Source organism: Granulicella mallensis MP5ACTX8 (assembly GCF_000178955.2).
In the GTDB taxonomy this organism is placed as follows: domain Bacteria; phylum Acidobacteriota; class Terriglobia; order Terriglobales; family Acidobacteriaceae; genus Granulicella; species Granulicella mallensis.
The window spans coordinates 3,224,955-3,241,929 of sequence record NC_016631.1; the positions used below are offsets into that span (position 1 = coordinate 3,224,955).

The following is a 16,975-nucleotide window of genomic DNA, read 5'->3' on the forward strand; positions in this document are numbered from 1 at the left end:
GAATACCTCAACCCCTGGAGCGTAAATACGCTCGCACGGGCTTGTCGTATGCAACCATGACCAGGCATGCAAATGCCACCATCGTTACGACTCCGCAGGTCACGTCTAACGCCAGCGCCGGCCCGCCCGTCGCCAGTTTGTGCTTCTCGGCAAAGTCTCCCCAGATCCAGATCACCGAGTAATGCGTCATATACAACGGATACGACAAGTCTCCCGAAAACCGGCACAACCGCTCCACCTTCGGGGCTACCGTCGCCCCCGCGCCTAGCGCTACCAGCAGCTGGAAATACACCACAATCACCGCCACCTCCCGTATCCATCCACCGTGCGCATAAGGCATCACCAGTGCCAGCAATAGCAAGACACTCAACGCGCCAAAGCCCAGCCGCGTCCGCAGCCGCCACCCCATCCGGTACACCAGCAGCCCTGCCATAAACGAGAAGGCCACCCGCGCTCCGCCGTCCCAAAAGTTCCGCGCACTCCATCCACCCGCTAAGTTTCCAGCCCGATACCCCGCCCAACATAACAGCACTGCCGCCACGACCGTGAGCACTGCCAGCACTCCACGCTTCACCCGGTACAGCGCCAGAGCAAACACCACGTTGGCCACATACTCCCAAAATAAGGACCACGCCGGAGCATTCAGGCTGAACAGGTTCTGACTCCGCTCCTTCATCACCCCATACGGAATCAGCAGCAGCGACGCCACAAACATTAGTGCCACCTTGCCCAGTCCATATCCCGGCGTAATCCCAAACGGATTGGCATAGAACGCGAGCAGCCCCAGCACCGTCCCTAACACCACCAGTGGATGCAGCCGGATCAGCCGTGCCTTCAGGAAGCTCAGGAGACCCATCGTTTTCAGGCGGTCATCATACGCATACCCCATCACAAAGCCCGAGAGGCAAAAGAAAAAATCCACCGCCAGAAAGCCATGCCCAATCCAAAGCTTGCTGTAGTTCCAAATCACCATTTCCAGAAAGTGGAAGGTCACCACCCCCACAGCCGCCACGCCGCGTAACCCATCCAACACTACAAAATGGGGCTTCGTCCGTTGCACCTCTGACGTCCCCACCGTTACTCCGGAACCTTCTGCCATCCCACCTCTCACGCTTTTCATCTTCGGTTTGTCGCCGCAGGCTAACTTCACTCACCCTAAACTCAATCGCGCGATCTGGTACGACTTCTTTCGATTTCCATAACAATTTGATGGGTCTCAGATCGTAGCCTTTGGCTGGCTCGAGCTCTTACGCTTTATCTAGAAGCTCAGTGCGATACTTCGGGGCAAGCGCCTTTGCCCGCTCCATAAATTCAACCATCTGCTGCTCATCCAGTTCTGGTGGAGGCGTTGTACGAGTCGCCACGGGAACCCCGACTTCGAGGAAGAACTCGTCGTTCCCAGAGGGAGAGCAGATACAGATCATTCGGGCAGGCTTGGAAGATGCGTTATGAAACTGGTGCGGGGAGTTGGACGGAACATTGATCGTGTCCCCTGCCCGCACGGTGGACCTGCTGCCGCGGAAGGTCACTTCCATCTCGCCGTCGAGGAGGATAAAGGTCTCCTCGAACTCGTGACGATGCGGAGGCGGGCCACCGCCGGGCGGTACGTGCATATCGATCACGCAGAATCGATTGCCGGTGTGCTTTCCAGCGACGGTAATGGTGTATGTATCTCCGACCAGACCAACGTGTTGGGCAGTTTCGCCATCTGTCTGGGTGAACCCCAATACGCGATTGAGATCGTCGGGAGGCAGAAGTAGATTTCCGGATATCTTTTCAACCATGTGAGTTCTCCTTGGGTTTGCAATAAGTCTTACTGATGGCTCTATGAACTTATTGGTTGGACACGCTCAGGAAACTCCAAGCGTGAAGACAGTTTTGCCCACGGCAAGTCCAGACGGACGCTATAACCGTAAGCGCAGCAGGTTTTGTAAGGGCTATCTTTGAGCCCCAAACGCTCGTTCGTCGCGTCGCTCGATCATCACTGTCACAACCGCGGCCACGAGGCACAGTGTCATCACGACTGCGCTTGCGATTGGCAAGCGCATATAGCCGTACCCGGCGGCCAACACGATTCCACCAAGACTCGCGCCGAGAGCATTCCCAAGATTGAAAGCGCCCTGATTGAGCGTCGATGCCAGATTTGGCGCACCCTTCGCCTGCTCCACGATCCGCGACTGCAGTGGAGCGATTGCCCCGAAGTGCACCATGCCCCAGACAAACACCAACACCACCGCCGGCACCACATGCGGCATGGCTATCGGCATCGCAAGATGAATGGCAATCAACGCAGCCAGCCCACCCAATACCAGAGGCATTGGCTTCCAATCGCCGAGCCGTCCCCCCAGTAAGTTGCCTACGGTGATGCTTACGCCAAAGAGCACCAGCACCCACGTAACGGCGTGCGGTGTGAGACGTGTTACGGCCTCGAGCATCGGTGCGATGTAGGTAAAGGTGCAGAACAGAGCGACCGAAGATACCGTGCTGAGTGTGAGCACCAACTGCACCTGCGGCCGCACCACCGCACGAAACTCTTGCTTCAATACGATGGATTCCGCCTGCTGTTCGGGCACCATGCGATACAGTGCCGCCATCGCCACCAATCCCACCGGAATCAGCGCGAAGAAGGCCGCGCGCCAACCAAAGGCCTGGCCCAGCGCCGTTCCCGCCGGAACACCGAGCACGTTCGCGATGGTCAGACCGCTGAACATCAGCGTTACAGCCTGTGTTCGCTGCTCGTACGGTACAAGCCTGGTCGCCACGATGCTTCCGATTCCAAAGAAAGCGCCATGACAGAGGGCAGTCAACACTCGTGCGCACAGCAGCAACTCATAGTTCGGAGCAAGCGCGCATAGCAGGTTTCCGGCAACGAAGATTCCCATCAGGATCAGCATGGCGCGCTTGCGCTCTGTCCGAGCCAGCAACAGAGCTACCAGCGGCGAACCGAACGTCACGCTCAGCGCATACGCCGATACGAGCACGCCGGCCTTCGGGATGCTGACATGCAGGCTGTGTGACAGGTCCGGCAGCAGACCCATGATGATGAACTCGGAAGTCCCAATTCCGAAGGCAGCTACCGCGAGTGCAAGAAGCGATTTGCGCATCGTTTCATCATCTCAAAAACGTCGCGCAATCGCGTCAACAGAAATCAGCATTCGACCGTTGAGCTTTATTCATCACGATCAAAAGTTCGGGTCGAAGTTGAAGTAGATGGGATTCGATAGCCCGACCATGTTGCCGTTCAGCGCGGTCGACCCGGGAACCTGCGGGTAGGCTGTCGGCGGCCCTTCCACCTCGACGCGATAGTAGGTTCGACCAAGTTCCTGCGGTGTATCGGTAAACTCTGCCATCGTTGTCTTGCCGCCGGTGGCCTGCAGGGTCTTGAACGGGTTGCCGTCTTTCACCACATGCAGGGTGTATTGAGCTCCCGGAACCGTATTCCCTGTCAACTGAATGCGGAAGGTGGCCGGCTTCCCCGTTGCCTTCGCATCGTCGCCCATCATCATGTCCATCTTGCCATCCTGATCGAGGTCGGCATAGAACTCGACGCGCGGAGCATAGGGGTTCGCGCTGACCGCCACCCGTCCGTTCGTCAGGGCGTCCACGACGGCCTGCAGGGTTCGTTCCTTGGCATACACCCAGGTGGTCGGCGTTCCCACATAGTTAGCCTGACGCTGATAAGTGTTCTTGGTCGCCTGCTCCGGAGTATCCGGGGTACCGTGGTGCGAATCGCTCCCACCTCTGCCGGTCAGCTTGCGTCCCGACGAGAGCATGTCGTCCCAGATCATGATCGCGTTGGCGTTCTTCGACCACACCGCTGAGTTCCAGACCTCGATCGAATCCACCATATCGTAGGAGAAACCGAAATGATCCTTGCCGCTCGGATGGTTGGCGGACAGATGAATCCCGAGTTCCTTCTTCACCGCCCCGATCACAATATCGCGCTGATCGCGGACGTCGTATAGCCGCTGATGATCGTAGGGCCGAGCCGAAAATGCATTGCCGTGGCCGCGCGTCGTCGTCCACTCAGCGCCATACAGCAACAGGACGGAGTTCGACTTGAACTCCGTATCGGTCCAGGTGTTGTGCGCGACATCACCCTGAACATGGTTGTCATGATCCGTGATGGCGAGATAGTCCATGCCAACCGACTCGGCGAAGCCGATGATCTTGGCCTCGGAGTTGTTGCTGGAGTCTTTACTGTGCCGGGAGTGCAGGTGCAGGTCGCCCTTGAGCCACACACCGTCACTGAGACTGGAGATCGGCGGCAACGGAGCGACATTGACCGGTGACCACGGGTTGACATGTTCGGTCTGTGCCAGAGCGGCGGAGCTGAGGCTGGCCGTCAGGACCATCGCGCGAAGAAAGAGAGAGAAACGCATCCTTGATTCCTTTTCAAGTCGTGCAGGGTTGAGCTCTATTCGCCGCGATCCGCCGGAGAAGAGGGATCGCGGCCAGCAAAGGATGACCGGCGCTAGTCGTTGTCTTTCGTAATCATGTCGCCTGCATCGATGAGCGGACGGAAGCGGTGTACCGGCGGCGGCATGGGCGAATCAGCACCCTTGATGCTCTTCCAGATGACCTCGTTGAGAGCATGCATCGGCGCGCGGTCCACGTCGGAGAAGTCCATTTTTTTGCTCTCCTCCGATCCATAGTCTCCCTTCTTGTTCTTCGCGTTCACGTCGATCTTCGGCGGGATCGCATCGAATGGAGCTACCTGCGCCTCGGTTCCGAAGGAGGCGTACATCGGCATCGCAGCCGCATCGTATTGGCTCATCGGCGGCATACCGAGCAGCAGCTCAATCGACCGCACCATCGAACTGGTCGAGTACAAAGTGCTATCGATGACGCCACGTTTTACATAAGGACTCAGCACCAGGCCCACGGTGCGTCGCGCGTCCACATGGTCAGGTCCATCCTGTCCGTCGTCTTCGATGATGAAGATCGCTGTGCTCGACCAGTAACGGCTGTGGCTCACCGCATCGACCAACTGACCGATGGCGTAATCGTTGTTCGCCACCATGGCCTGCGGGGTAAACGCGCCCGGCGCCGTCCCGCGGGTGTGGTCTTCGGGCAGGCTCATGATGACGAAGTTCGGCAGCCGCAGGTTGGCATTCGGACTGTCGAAGTGGCTCTCGTACTCATGGAACTCTTTCAGGAAGACCCCGACGTTCGCGGTGTCTCGTTGTCTGCCTCCGAGATAGTTGGCGGCGACGTGACCTACCAGGCCGCCCGATCCAGGTGCGGCATCCATGCCTTCACCGGTGCTGGCGCGGATCGCATACTCGCCGTAGGACCGGTATGTGAGTCCCTTGCGTGCGGCCAGATCCCAGAGGTGACCGGCCGAAGGCACATAAGCCCGGCTACGTTCCGCATCGCTGCGGCCAGCGTACGTGGGCGGCCAGTAGCGCTCGTTGAAGTCGGTCGCGTAGGCCGAGTCCGACCACGAGTGTCCGTCCACGCTCACTTCGCCATCGCAGTAGAGGTTATCGAGCGTTACGTATTGCCGGGCCAGCGCGTGCTGGTTGGGCGTTACCTGTTCGCCGAAGATGGTCAGCCGCGGATCGCCGTTGGCTCCCTTGATATCGCCGAAGACCTGATCGTAGGTACGGTTCTCCTTGATGATGTAGATCACATGCTGAATAGGAGTGGCGACGCCGACCTCGCGGGGCAGGATCGTAGGTTCCTTGGGAGGCCGTGCCTCTGACAGCAGCGAATCGTTGTAAGGGGTGTTCTCGATCACCTCATGGGTCCATTTCGGCAGATTCTGCCGAAGATTGGCTACCGGCAGCACCTCAATGCTGCTCTTTTGCAGCGTCTTGACCGTCTCATCGCCATTCCACTTCGAGGCCAGCGGGCTGCCCACGCTCTTGAGGTCCGGGTGCCCCTCTTCGCCTTTGGCGTTGCCGATGAAAAGCGTATTGTTGTTCTCCGCCAGCGCCAGAGCCGAAGGATACCAACCGGTCGGAATAAATCCGATGACGGCGCTGTGGTCACGCACCGCAATACGGATCACCGTGATCGAGTTGTTATCCGCATTGGCAACGTAGAGCAGCTTGCGCTGGTTATCGATCTCGATCGCATCGGGCGTGGAGCCTTCGGGTGCGAATGGGGTCAGCGTTGTCGAGAGCCTCTCGACTACTTCCAGCTTGTTCGTATCGATGACATGGATCGTGTTGTCGTTCGAGCAGGCGACAAAGAGTCTTCCATCCGCGGACAACTTCATGTCGTTCGGATTCATGCCTACATGCAGCGTGCGGATCACACGGTTGGTCTCCGTATCGATGACACTTACACTCTCACTCGACCAGTTCGAGACGAATAACCTCCGTCCGTCCCGGCTCAACACCGTGGAATAAGGATTGATCTCGACGGGAATGCGGGTGACGATCTTTCGCGTCTTCGCATCGAAAACGACCACATTGCTGGGACCAAGTCCGGTTCCACGATTGGCGGCATAGATCAGATGCTTGTTTGGCAGATAGACTACGCCGGCCCACCATACGTCCTTGGGATCAATCGTCTCGACCAGGCTGTTGGTCGGAGTATCGCTCAAGCGTCCATTGCGATAGGTGAACTCATAGATCGGAGCCATGGTACGGGCGATGTTCTTTGCGCCGGTCGCATTGCCGCCTGAAACATACAACGTGTGACCGTCCGGAGACCAGGCGAGTCCCAGCCATGTTGTCTTCAACGGAATCTCCTGCACCAGCTTCCGCGTCTTCACGTCGATCACGTCGATGCCGTGCGGCAGATAGCCGGAGTGGCTCGCGACCATGATCTTCCCATCGGGAGAGATCACGGTGTTCAGCACGAGGTCTTCGATCGTGGCGATGGCCTTTCCGGCCGGGGTGATGCGCCATCCATTCGGCAGGTTGAATCCGCCGGGAATGTACTGGGGAGTTTGCCGTGTCGCTTCGCCGATGCTGCCGGGAGCAGGAGCTGTCTGGCCTATAGCCATCAGGGAAAAGCTTGCAGACAACAGGGCAAGAGACAGGCGAGTAATCCTAAGCATAGAGAGGGACCGTTCCGTATCGGAATGAAGCTTTGGTTGTCCGCCTGCCAGGGCTTACAGGCAAGCCCTGGCAGACGGTATTGGAGAGAGCAGCTCGTTAGAAGTTGAACTTCGTCGCGAACTCTACGGTGCGATTTTCATTGACCGTCGACGAGATCACGCCGAAGGAAGAAGGAGTTGTGAGGGAGGAACCGGGCACGCTGAAGTTGGGATGGTTAGCGACGTTGAAGACTTCGGCGCGAAGCTGCAGTCTGTAGCGTCCAGCGAGCACGGTGTTCTTTTCAAGGTTCATGTCCCAGTTCTGGTAGTGCGGCCCCCACAGCATGTCATAGCCGGAGTTGCCGAACTTGTACGCCGGAGGTGGCCCGAAGGCCGGGCTGAGCCTCTCATCTCCAGGCATAGTGGCTGCGCCTGGGATCGCCTTATTGAACCACTGCTGACGGGTCTTGACCTTGGGATAGAGCGGCGCACCGAGAATCCGGTCGGCTCTGCCGCTGGCACCGTAGATCTGGGTTCCAGGAGCGGTATAGCTAACCGAGAACGGCTGTCCAGTCTGAAACGAGGTAACGCCGCCCAGCTGCCAGCCGCCGAGAATCCGGTCGGTGAAAGCGCCTGCATTGCCGAACAACATCTTGCCCTTACCGAACGGAAGCCCATACTGGTAGCTCACCTCGAGCGTCTGCGGGGTGATGCTGGAGATATTGCCGTAGGAGTCGCCGATGTTGGTCGGGTTCTGGTGGTTCTCTACGCCCAGCACCCTGATCCACTGGTACTCGGCGTTGATCAGGAAGCCATGGCTGAAGGCTTTGTGTACGCCCACCTGCAGGGAGTTGCCGGTCGTGTGATAGAGCGGATCGAAGGCCTCGGTGATGGTCGAGAACTGCTGGAAAGGACGCTTCGACTGTTCGGTGTAGTCGCCCGGAGGAGCATAGTTGATGTCCGGCTCGGTATTGCCCGGGCCGCCATGGTTGTTCTGGTGGATCGTGCGCTGGCCAACGTACCCGATGCGCAGATCGATCGATCCGGGCAGTTGGTGCTCCAGGGCCAGGTTGTACTGCTCGGTGTATGGAGCGATGGTTTTGTGCTGCGCGATCACCGACGGATCGGCACCCACCGTGGCGCTGCCGGCGAACGGCGCGTTCATCGTAATTGTGGGTGTGTTGGGAGTGTTGGTGTAGTTGACGCTGGTGATGAAGGGCAGGCTGCTGAATCCTCCGCCCACGTAGGACGAGGGCAGCAGGTTGTAGTACTGGCCTACGGCGCCGCGGATTACGGTCTTGGGACGAATCTCGTACGCGAAGCCGAAGCGTGGCGCGATATTGGTCTTCGCCTGACCGAGATAGGCATACATGCTGCTCGGCAGGCCGACCGAAGGAGCCAGGACCGAGTACTTCGTATACAGCGGGTTCGTGATCGCCGGATAGGAGTTCGCGAAGACCACGACCTTGCCCACGCTGGGAACGAACAGCGACTCGGTTCCATAGGGGTTGTCGTACAAGTGCTGCAGGTCGTAGCGAATACCGTAGTTGAGGGTCAGGTTGTGCAGGATCTTCCAGTCATCCTGAACGTACATGCCGTACTGGCCGGAGTTCCAGCGAACGACGAAATCCTGAGGGTTCGAGGTACCGGTCGAGTTCGGGTAGCCCAGCAGGAAGTCGGCATAGGCAACTCCCGTGTAGTTGCCGTTGAAAGAGAAGGACCCATGCCCGGACGAATCCTGCCACGAGGTGTTGTAGAGATACGAGAAACCCGCTTTGACGGTGTGCTTGGGAAAGACCTTGGTAAGCGCCGTGTTCCCTTGATAGGTCTGCTCGAAGTTCTTCGAGCTCCCTTCGGTGATGCCGGTGATGTTGGTGATGTTGATCGTCGGTGCGGCTGGGAGCAGAATCGGGCCCAGACCGGGGATGATCGACGAGAAGTCAGTCTTGTAGTTCTGCCCAATGCGGAAGAGCGGCATGTGCATGTAAGAGACGTAGCTGTCGAGCAGCAGCGTCGGAGAGAAGGTATGGCTCCAGCCCACGACAAAGATGTCGTTGTGTTCGCCATCCTGTGCCACGCCGCCGGCCAGACTCGAAGTCCCTACATCCGCGAAGGGTCCATAAAAAGCACGCAGCCATGTGCCGCGGAGCTGATCATGGTCGCTAATCTTATGATCGAAGCGCAGGTTCAGGCGCGAGACCTCGGTGGTATGCGGGATCAGTTCCTGTGTGTTGGCGGCGAGCGTCTGAAAGGTCGACTGAGGAATGAGGATATTCTGCAGTTGAATGTCAACCGGGTTGAGGGGGACGTTAATGACGTTGCCCGGAAATGGCTGCTTGGTTAGCGGATTGATGATGCAAATTCCGCCGCTGCCCGGTGCGCAACCGCCATTCACCAGATAGGCACTAAAGTCTCCCTTACGCTCGGCCGCAGTCGGCTGAGTGCTGCTGACAGAAGCCGACTGGGTCAGATGGAAACCTTCATAGCTGGCGAAGAAGAAGCTGCGATTACGACCGTCGTAAAGGTGCGGAATGTAGATGGGACCGCTGAGGTTCCCGCCGTACTCATTACGCTGATAGGGGGCACGCGCAGGTGCTGAGGCGCGAGGGCCATTGAACCACGACTTGGCCGCGGTGCCCTTGCTGCGATTGAATTCAAAGCCTTCCCCATGCAACTGGTTGCCGCCGCTCGCGCTGACGACCACGATCTGATTGGGCTGGTTGAACTCCGCCGGAGCGCCCTGGTCGATCACCTTGAACTGGGAGATCGCATCCAGCGAGGGCACTTCGCCCTGCGCGCGCTGCAGCTCAATCTCCATATTCGTAACGCCGTCAAAGGTATTACCCGCGTCGCCATAAGAGTTACGCTGGTTGGTACCAAAGGCCAGCGTGACTCCGCGTACCGGCACCTGATCCTGCGCGGCGACATCCTGTACGCCCGGCGTCAGATTGATCAGGCCCAGGATGCTGACGTGGCCGTTCAACGGCGTGTTCTGGATCGTCGCGCTGTCGATGACCAGACCCACCGAAGAGGTCTCGGTCTGGATGACCGGCGAATCGCTCGTAACCTCGACCGTCTGTTGATCCGATCCGATCTCCAGTCGCGCGTCGATCTGGGCTACCTGATCGATCACCAGCGTGATGTCGCTCTGTTGGAAGATTTTAAAGCCCTCCTTATCCACCCGGACGCTGTATCTGCCGGGCGCCAACTGGGTGACCGCATACGATCCCACGTGCGAGGTAGTAAGAGTGCGGATTGCATTGGTATCGATCTGGCGCACGGTCACCGTCGCACCCTCGATTGCAGCGCCGCTGGTATCCGTCACAATTCCGTTAATGGCCCCGGTGATTCCCTGAGCCAGGAGATTGTGCGGCGTTGCAAGGGTAAGCAGTAAGACCACGCTGCCCACCAGCATCGCAAACCAACTGACTCTCTGGGAGCTTGCGATGCGCTTTGGCTTCTTAAAGAATGTCTTTCTCATAACTCTCCTCATTACGCCTCTTCGGAATACATCCCGCGAGCGTGTTGCAAAGGCTGTCCCGATAGCCCTGAGTATTGGCGAGCTTTTTCATACGCGATAGGGGTTTTCCTTGTGCTCATTCGCTTTGAACCCGTCCCCACCGATATCTGTTTGCGAATCAGGCGAATTGGCGTGTGTATAGTCGCCCGCGAACCCGGTGTACGATCGCCGCTATACCCGCGCATTTACAGACCATTCATCCTGGCCGCCTAAGATTCGATCTAACGAAGGAGAATTCAACAGGCATCTTGCAGATCCTTGAGCCAACGTCTAAGACCGCAGTAGGGTTGCCCCATCGATTGCCGGACACGGCCGATCGGGGACCGCATCTCTCCGCGGATGACCAACGCTGGCAGCTCGCGCTGCGCATCGCTGTGAGTCGCTCACTAGGCCGCTCGCAACTGCTTTCAGACTTTCTTCTCTATATTGTTGAGCGCAGCATCCAGGGCCGCCGCGGTGAGATCACCGAACAGCAGATTGGCGTCGCGGTTTTTGGCCGGGCCGAAGACTACAACTCGAACGACGACAATATTGTTCGCAGCTATGCGCGCAAGCTGCGCAAACGCATCGACGATTACTACGCGAGCGAAGGCAGAGAGGAGACGCTCCGGCTGGAGATTCCACGCGGTGGCTACACACCCATCTTCGTCGAGCACGTCTCGCCCTCGGCGATTGCTCCCGAGACTTCTCTCGACGTCGGGCCTCTGGAAATTGAGCCTCTGGAAGAGGAAGTAGCCGATGAGTTAAGACGGGAACCCCAATTCGCACGGTCTGCCGAGGTCGTACCTGCCTCCACACTTCATCCCAGCCGTTCGTTCACTCCAGGCATGTTCTTTACGCTTCTCCTGGGAATACTCCTCGGCGTTGGCGCGATGCTGCTGAAACAATCCCACCTCTTCGTCTCTCGCGCGGAAGCCACATCGCACACTTTGTGGGCGGAGCTATTCAGCTCCAGGCGCGACACGTTCATTGTTCCCTCTGACGCAGGTCTGGTCATCATGCAGCGGCTTGTCGATCGGCCCGTCCCTCTGACCAACTACGTCAATGGGACCTATCGCACCAAGCTCAAGGCCAACGATCTACCCAACGCCGACGAGATCCTCAAACTCGGCAGCCGGCGTTATACCAACGTTGTAGATCTGGATCTGGCCGCTCATCTGGCGCAACTGCGCGAGGTCGTGCCGGAGCGAATGTTCCTTCGGTATGCTCGCGATCTGCGCATGGACGACCTGCGCACCGGCAACGCGATCCTGATCGGCTCCGATGAGTCCGATCCGTGGATTCAGCTCTTCAATCCGCAACTCCAGCTCTCCTTTGAGTATGAGCCGAACTCCGACCGGCCTTCGGGCTTTGTCAATTCTTCTCCGCGTCCCGGCGAGCCCGCGCTCTACACCACCAACGGACAGGAAGACCGCACCTTCGGCATCATCGCCTACAGGCCCAACCTCACCGGCACTGGCCACGTGTTGATCGTCGCGGGTCTGAATACAGCGGGCACGCAGGCCGCAGCCGCTTTCCTGCTCGATCCATCGACGATGATGCCGACTCTCCAGCGGGCGAGACTGGCTGACGGAACACTTCAGCCCTTCGAACTGCTGGTCAGTGCCGGCAATGTCGCGACCAACGCCTCCACACCCCACCTGGTGATCGAGCGCATCGGTCTGCCTGCTGCGCATTGAGATAGCCAGTCAGGATCGATGTGCGAATGCGGCAGACGGACCAGCGATTGAATCGGCCTCATCCCCGAGGTCCATGGCTGCGATGAGACCGTTCTTCACGGTGAACACATGAAGAACCTCGCTGTCGGAAAGAACTTCTCCTTGAAGGCTCTTGACGAGTTGGTGCACCCTGAAGCGGGTCTTGCCTCCGTCTTCCTCGGTCATTGCAAGCGGTTCGACATGGGGATCGAACTCACTCCATTGTCGAGTCCAATAGCCGCGGATCTCTTCTTTTCCGACAACCTTGCCGCCCTCCGAAGCCTTAGGCCAGCTCACGTCTTGCGTCATCAGTGCTAATGCACCGTCGATGTCCCGCTTGTTGAATGCGGTGTACGCCTGCTCAATAAGGAGCTTAGTGTCTGCCATTCATCCTCCGATAACGATTGCCATGCATTCGATTATTGTCCTTCAATGCGGTAAGGCTACGTTGCTTCTACGGAGACAGGTGACGATCTTGTCAACAGATCAGTTACGGAAGCCGATCATGGGGACAAGGGCTGTCATCAAACTGATATTCGATAGGAAGGTTGAGCCGTGCAAATATCTTCCTAAGGCAAGGCCCGGAAGGGCCGGGTTTCAGCCGGGCCGCAAGAACTGGGCACAATCTCTTTCCTTCCATTCTGCCGAAGGCCGGAGCAAAGGCGCAGCCGAAGCGACTGAATTGCTTTCTTCTATGCGGACGAGACTGTACAGGAATCACCAAGACTGTATTCCGAGGCTGAGGCGGCCTGTTTCGCCACGACTAAGGAAAGCAATTCAGTCGTTGCGGCTACGCCTTCACTCCGGCCTTCGGCAGAGCGGAAGGGATCTGTGCTCCACTTCTACGGCCTGGCTGAAGCCAGGCCCTTCCGATCCCTGCCTCGACAAACTGTTTGCACCCTTCGTTTCCACGACTAGAACAGTTTGATGACAGGCCCTAGGCAGTGGCGAGGTTAATCGAAGGGTGAAATAGTTCTACAAAAGTCCATGCAGGCGACTGCTCGTCCAGTGGGTACATGCCCTTTTCGCGAACCTCTTCTTTGCATGCAAGTGGCACCTTGAAGATCTTTAGTATTCGAGCTTCAGAGAAAACTGAATCTGACGGGAGTTGCCATTCGTTCGATTGATCTGGCCAAAGCCCGCCCCAAGGATTGTGTTCGACGGAAGCCCCATGTTCACGACGTTGAACAGGTTGAAAAACTCAGCCTTGAACTGCAGGTTGGTAAGTTCAGCGCCAGATCGTCTTCTTCCGATCGGCGTGTCTTTGACCAAAGAAAAGTCATAATCGTAATAGGCTGGCCCCCGGAAAGTATTCCGTCCGAGAGTTCCAAAGCTCCCATGATTAGGCCCCGTTCCTCCCGGAACGTTAATGGGTATTGAGAAAAAAGAAGCGTTATCGCTTCCACGCCCGAAGTAGTCCTCTCTCTTGGACCTCGCAGTGGATAGCGATGGCTTTGCAATCTGATTGGGCCTGTCCGTATTGGCCGACCCTGCACCCGTTTGCTGAATTCCCGAATAAACCGTAAAAGGTGTACCGCCAGACAGCGATGAAATGCTGATCAACTGCCAGCCGCGAGTAAGTTTACGGCTCACGTGATTCAACGGGTGGATCGCATCCACCGGAAGAGACTGCGTGAGACTCAGTGAGAATGAATTCGTTGTGTCGAATACGGACGGACCGCGTTCCGGGTGAGTATCGAAAGGATTTTGAGGCGCTGCCTGCGCTATGGCTCCCACGGTGCTGGTGGCGGAGGTCCCGCCAACACTGCTGGTATCGTCGATCGACTTCGACCAGGTGTAGTTCGCCTGGAAGGCAGGTCCACCATGCGGAGTTCGACCCTGCCCTGAGACCTGTAGAGCGTTGTACGAGGAGTGCGAAGTCGCCGTCATCTCGCCTTCGGTTCCGAACCCGCCTACAGCCTGGCCGGCGGCATTGAAGTTTGTGTAAGGTGCAAATTGCGCTGTCGCGCCAGGATAGGCGTTGGGAAAGGCTACGCGGGGAAGCCTATAAGCGGTTGTGCCTATATAAGTGGCAGAGAGCGTCACTTGTCCCACGGACTGTTCCAGGCCAAGGGACCACGTGCCGAGCCCCGCGTTCCCAAAGTTCCTGCTGATTCCCCCTACGTTGAGCGGGGTTGTTTCTCCTTCAGAAGCATCTGCAATTCCCTGCTCCAGACGATCGATATCAACTTCCGTGTTGGCGGGGACATCGTTGGGCCGTCGATTGGCAAAGATGTCAGTACCGTCCGGCGTATAGACGCGGGGTAACTGGGCTGGAGTGAACTGAAATCCGTAGGGGACCAATGCCGTCGGTCCAGCCGTCACCCTGGGGTAGAACACGAACGGCAGATTGCCCGTTATCATGTTGTCTTGCCAGAGATTGGGCGGAATCGTACTCAAAGCCGCACCGGCATGGAGTACCAGGGTCGGGCGCAAGCGGTAGTCAGCTTGCAGACGTGGCGCCCAATTGTTCATTCGCGTACGGTACCTGGGTTCAGGATTAATCAAGAAAACCTGGCCTCCGCCAGGAGATGGATAAAATCCGGAAGTGCGGTGAGCCCGATCCGATATCGGCGTGTAGAGCTCGAAGCGCAGTCCATAACCGATCGTAAGGCGGCTTGTAGCTTTCCAGGTATCTTCCACGTAGGCGGCGATTGACGTTCGGTTTACCCCGGTGGCACCTATATTTTGGCCATTTGAGAAGTAGCTGGGTGCAACAGCTCGTGTGTACGCGAACGCGCTTCCGGTAAGGAACGCTGACAGGGTATCGGGCAGAGGGTCTCCCCTATTGATCGTGTGAGAACCGCTTGCCGATGCGATTTTAACTGCGGAGTACGCTGTTCCTCCGCCAAAGTCATATTCCCCGTTGGGGCTGGATCCGAAATAGCCGGAGTCGCGGTTCAGTCGAATCTCCGCACCAAGCTTGACCGTATGGACGTTGCGCGAGAACGTTACATTCTCTCGAGCCTGGAATAAGTTTCCGTAGTCTCTGGAGACAGAACCGCCTGGGGCATTGAACGGCTCGAAGAGAGCGTCGTTGAATTTGACGGCGGGGTCCGTTGTATTGGGAGTCGGGAAAGAGGGGGTCGTTCGAATAACACTCAGCGACGACTCGAACATGAGGCTCGGCGATGCAGTGTGTATCCAGGTCAACACGCCATTGCGCTGGTGATCGACATATTCCACACCGAAGCTCGGATCTATCACCGTTTGATCCGGATTCGTCGTTGGGCCGCTGAGATTGTCGAGAGAGAATCGCGCCATCCAGTGGTCCTTCGCACCGCTTTGAAAATCAAGCCTGCCGGAAAACTGATCTGCATCCGTGTTCACCTTGGATGAAGTTGCATAGGTGTTCGCACCAAAGGTTCCGGCTGAATAGTTAGGCAGCGGGTATCGGGCCAGTATCTGGCCGATCGAGGAGTTCACCGGAACAAAGAGCGTGTCGCCTGGGAATGCCGTCGTATCCATGCCCGATCGCTGTTCTGCAGTGGGAACAGAAAGAACCTGGGTCGTTCCCAGGACCTGGCGGAAGCCCTGGTACTCGATGAAGTAAAAGATCTGCTTGCTGTTGCCGAGCCAACGAGAGACCGGAACAGGGCCGCCATTCGTAAATCCAAACTCATTTCTTCTGAAGGGTGGGATGCGCCCCGGACTTACCGGGGAAGGATGATCGAAGTAGTTGCGGGCATCGAGCGAGGAGTTTCGCAGAAACTCGAAGAACGATCCATGCAGGTCGCTTGTTCCGGATCGAGTCAAGATATCGGTATAGCCAGAGGCGCCACGCCCTATTTCGGCCGGCATCACTCCGGACGACGATTTCAGGTCAAGTATCGCGTCGACATTGAAATTAGTGAACGTCCCGCCACCCATTTCGGGGTCACTGATGTCCGCTCCATCAAGAGAGAAAGTTGCCTCCACCCCTCGCTGGCCGTTGATCGCGAACTGCTGGGTGAAGTTTGAGGCTCCATTGGTGTCGCTGGACGTTCCCGCAGCGAGTAGCAGAATTTGGCTGAAGTCTCTTTTATTGAGCGGGATTTCACTCACTCCCTTATTCGTGAGTTGATCGGTGTCAACGACTCTTCCGATCTCCGTGTTGACCATCTCCACCGAGCCGTCGCGGCCCAGCTTGAGCGTTACGCCTACAGCCGCTGAGGGGATAGAGACCTGGGTCACGCTGCGGTAGAAGTTCCCAGCGGAACGAACCGTCACGGAGTAGAGGCCGGCATTTACGCTTTGGAACGAAAAAGCCCCTTCTGTATTTACAGCTGCGGAATAGTGATTCGTGCCCGAGTCGAGCAGCACCGTTCCCTCTTTTGCGGGCAGGAACCGGTCCGTGCGAAGGACACCGTTCCAATTTGAGGTGGGCGCCTGCGCCCAAAGGGCAAACGAGCGAGCGTTATTAAAAGGAAGAAGCATTCTCAAAACGACACAAAGAGAGAAAAGAATGCCGATTCTGTATGAGCTGCTGTTGGCTGACATGGGGAATCTCATGACTACTTTCGTTCCGCGGAATCAGAAAGGATGACTCTATTCACTACGGCGCAACGTCATAAGAGCTATCGGGTAGGAACCAATTCATCGCTGGATAGGTGCCTCTTTTTGAAGGACTTACCGCAGGTAGCCAGGGGATCAAAAGGAATGTATGATACCCCCAAATCCTGGTTGTCAATATGGAATAATCAGGGGTTGCTGTTGGTCCCCGGCTCTATGCCGTCGTTGGTAGGTTTTGCATCCCTGCTTTTGCGTGGCAACGCGTCGAGGTGG

The 16,975-nt window shown here is 57.4% G+C and carries 9 protein-coding genes; 1 reads left to right on the plus strand and 8 read right to left on the minus strand.

Annotation, left to right across the window (positions count from 1 at the left end; genetic code table 11):
* Positions 1 to 7 precede the first annotated feature (7 nt).
* From ACIX8_RS13070 to ACIX8_RS13095, 6 genes are all read right to left on the minus strand, one after another.
* Positions 8 to 1,120: an acyltransferase family protein gene (locus ACIX8_RS13070; RefSeq protein ID WP_223295325.1), complete on the minus strand. Its 1,113-nt coding sequence runs from the start codon at positions 1,118 to 1,120 to the stop codon at positions 8 to 10.
* A gap of 127 nt (positions 1,121 to 1,247) precedes the next feature.
* Complete coding sequence (locus tag ACIX8_RS13075; protein WP_014265817.1) at positions 1,248 to 1,784, minus strand: cupin domain-containing protein; 537 nt, start codon at positions 1,782 to 1,784, stop codon at positions 1,248 to 1,250.
* 153 nt (positions 1,785 to 1,937) lie between these two features.
* Positions 1,938 to 3,104, minus strand: a complete 1,167-nt coding sequence (locus ACIX8_RS13080; protein ID WP_014265818.1) for an MFS transporter — start codon at positions 3,102 to 3,104, stop codon at positions 1,938 to 1,940.
* Positions 3,105 to 3,182: 78 nt separating this feature from the next.
* Positions 3,183 to 4,382 carry a CehA/McbA family metallohydrolase gene (locus ACIX8_RS13085; protein WP_014265819.1) on the minus strand — a complete coding sequence of 400 codons (1,200 nt, stop codon included), beginning with the start codon at positions 4,380 to 4,382 and terminating at the stop codon, positions 3,183 to 3,185.
* 92 nt (positions 4,383 to 4,474) lie between these two features.
* Positions 4,475 to 7,015, minus strand: coding sequence for a beta-propeller fold lactonase family protein (locus ACIX8_RS13090; protein WP_014265820.1), 2,541 nt, complete (start codon positions 7,013 to 7,015; stop codon positions 4,475 to 4,477).
* Between the two features lie 97 nt (positions 7,016 to 7,112).
* Positions 7,113 to 10,475, minus strand: a complete 3,363-nt coding sequence (locus tag ACIX8_RS13095; RefSeq protein ID WP_014265821.1) for a TonB-dependent receptor — start codon at positions 10,473 to 10,475, stop codon at positions 7,113 to 7,115.
* Between the two features lie 287 nt (positions 10,476 to 10,762).
* Here ACIX8_RS13095 and ACIX8_RS13100 point away from each other — a divergent pair, with 287 nt between their 5' ends.
* On the plus strand, positions 10,763 to 12,193 hold the full coding sequence (locus ACIX8_RS13100; RefSeq protein WP_014265822.1) for a hypothetical protein: 1,431 nt from the start codon (positions 10,763 to 10,765) through the stop codon (positions 12,191 to 12,193).
* 9 nt (positions 12,194 to 12,202) lie between these two features.
* Here the strand turns inward: ACIX8_RS13100 and ACIX8_RS13105 are convergent, their stop codons facing one another.
* Positions 12,203 to 12,598, minus strand: coding sequence for a nuclear transport factor 2 family protein (locus ACIX8_RS13105; RefSeq protein WP_014265823.1), 396 nt, complete (start codon positions 12,596 to 12,598; stop codon positions 12,203 to 12,205).
* Between the two features lie 681 nt (positions 12,599 to 13,279).
* Positions 13,280 to 16,627 carry a beta-sandwich domain-containing protein gene (locus ACIX8_RS13110; protein ID WP_044176720.1) on the minus strand — a complete coding sequence of 1,116 codons (3,348 nt, stop codon included), beginning with the start codon at positions 16,625 to 16,627 and terminating at the stop codon, positions 13,280 to 13,282.
* Between the last annotated feature and the right edge of the window lie 348 nt (positions 16,628 to 16,975).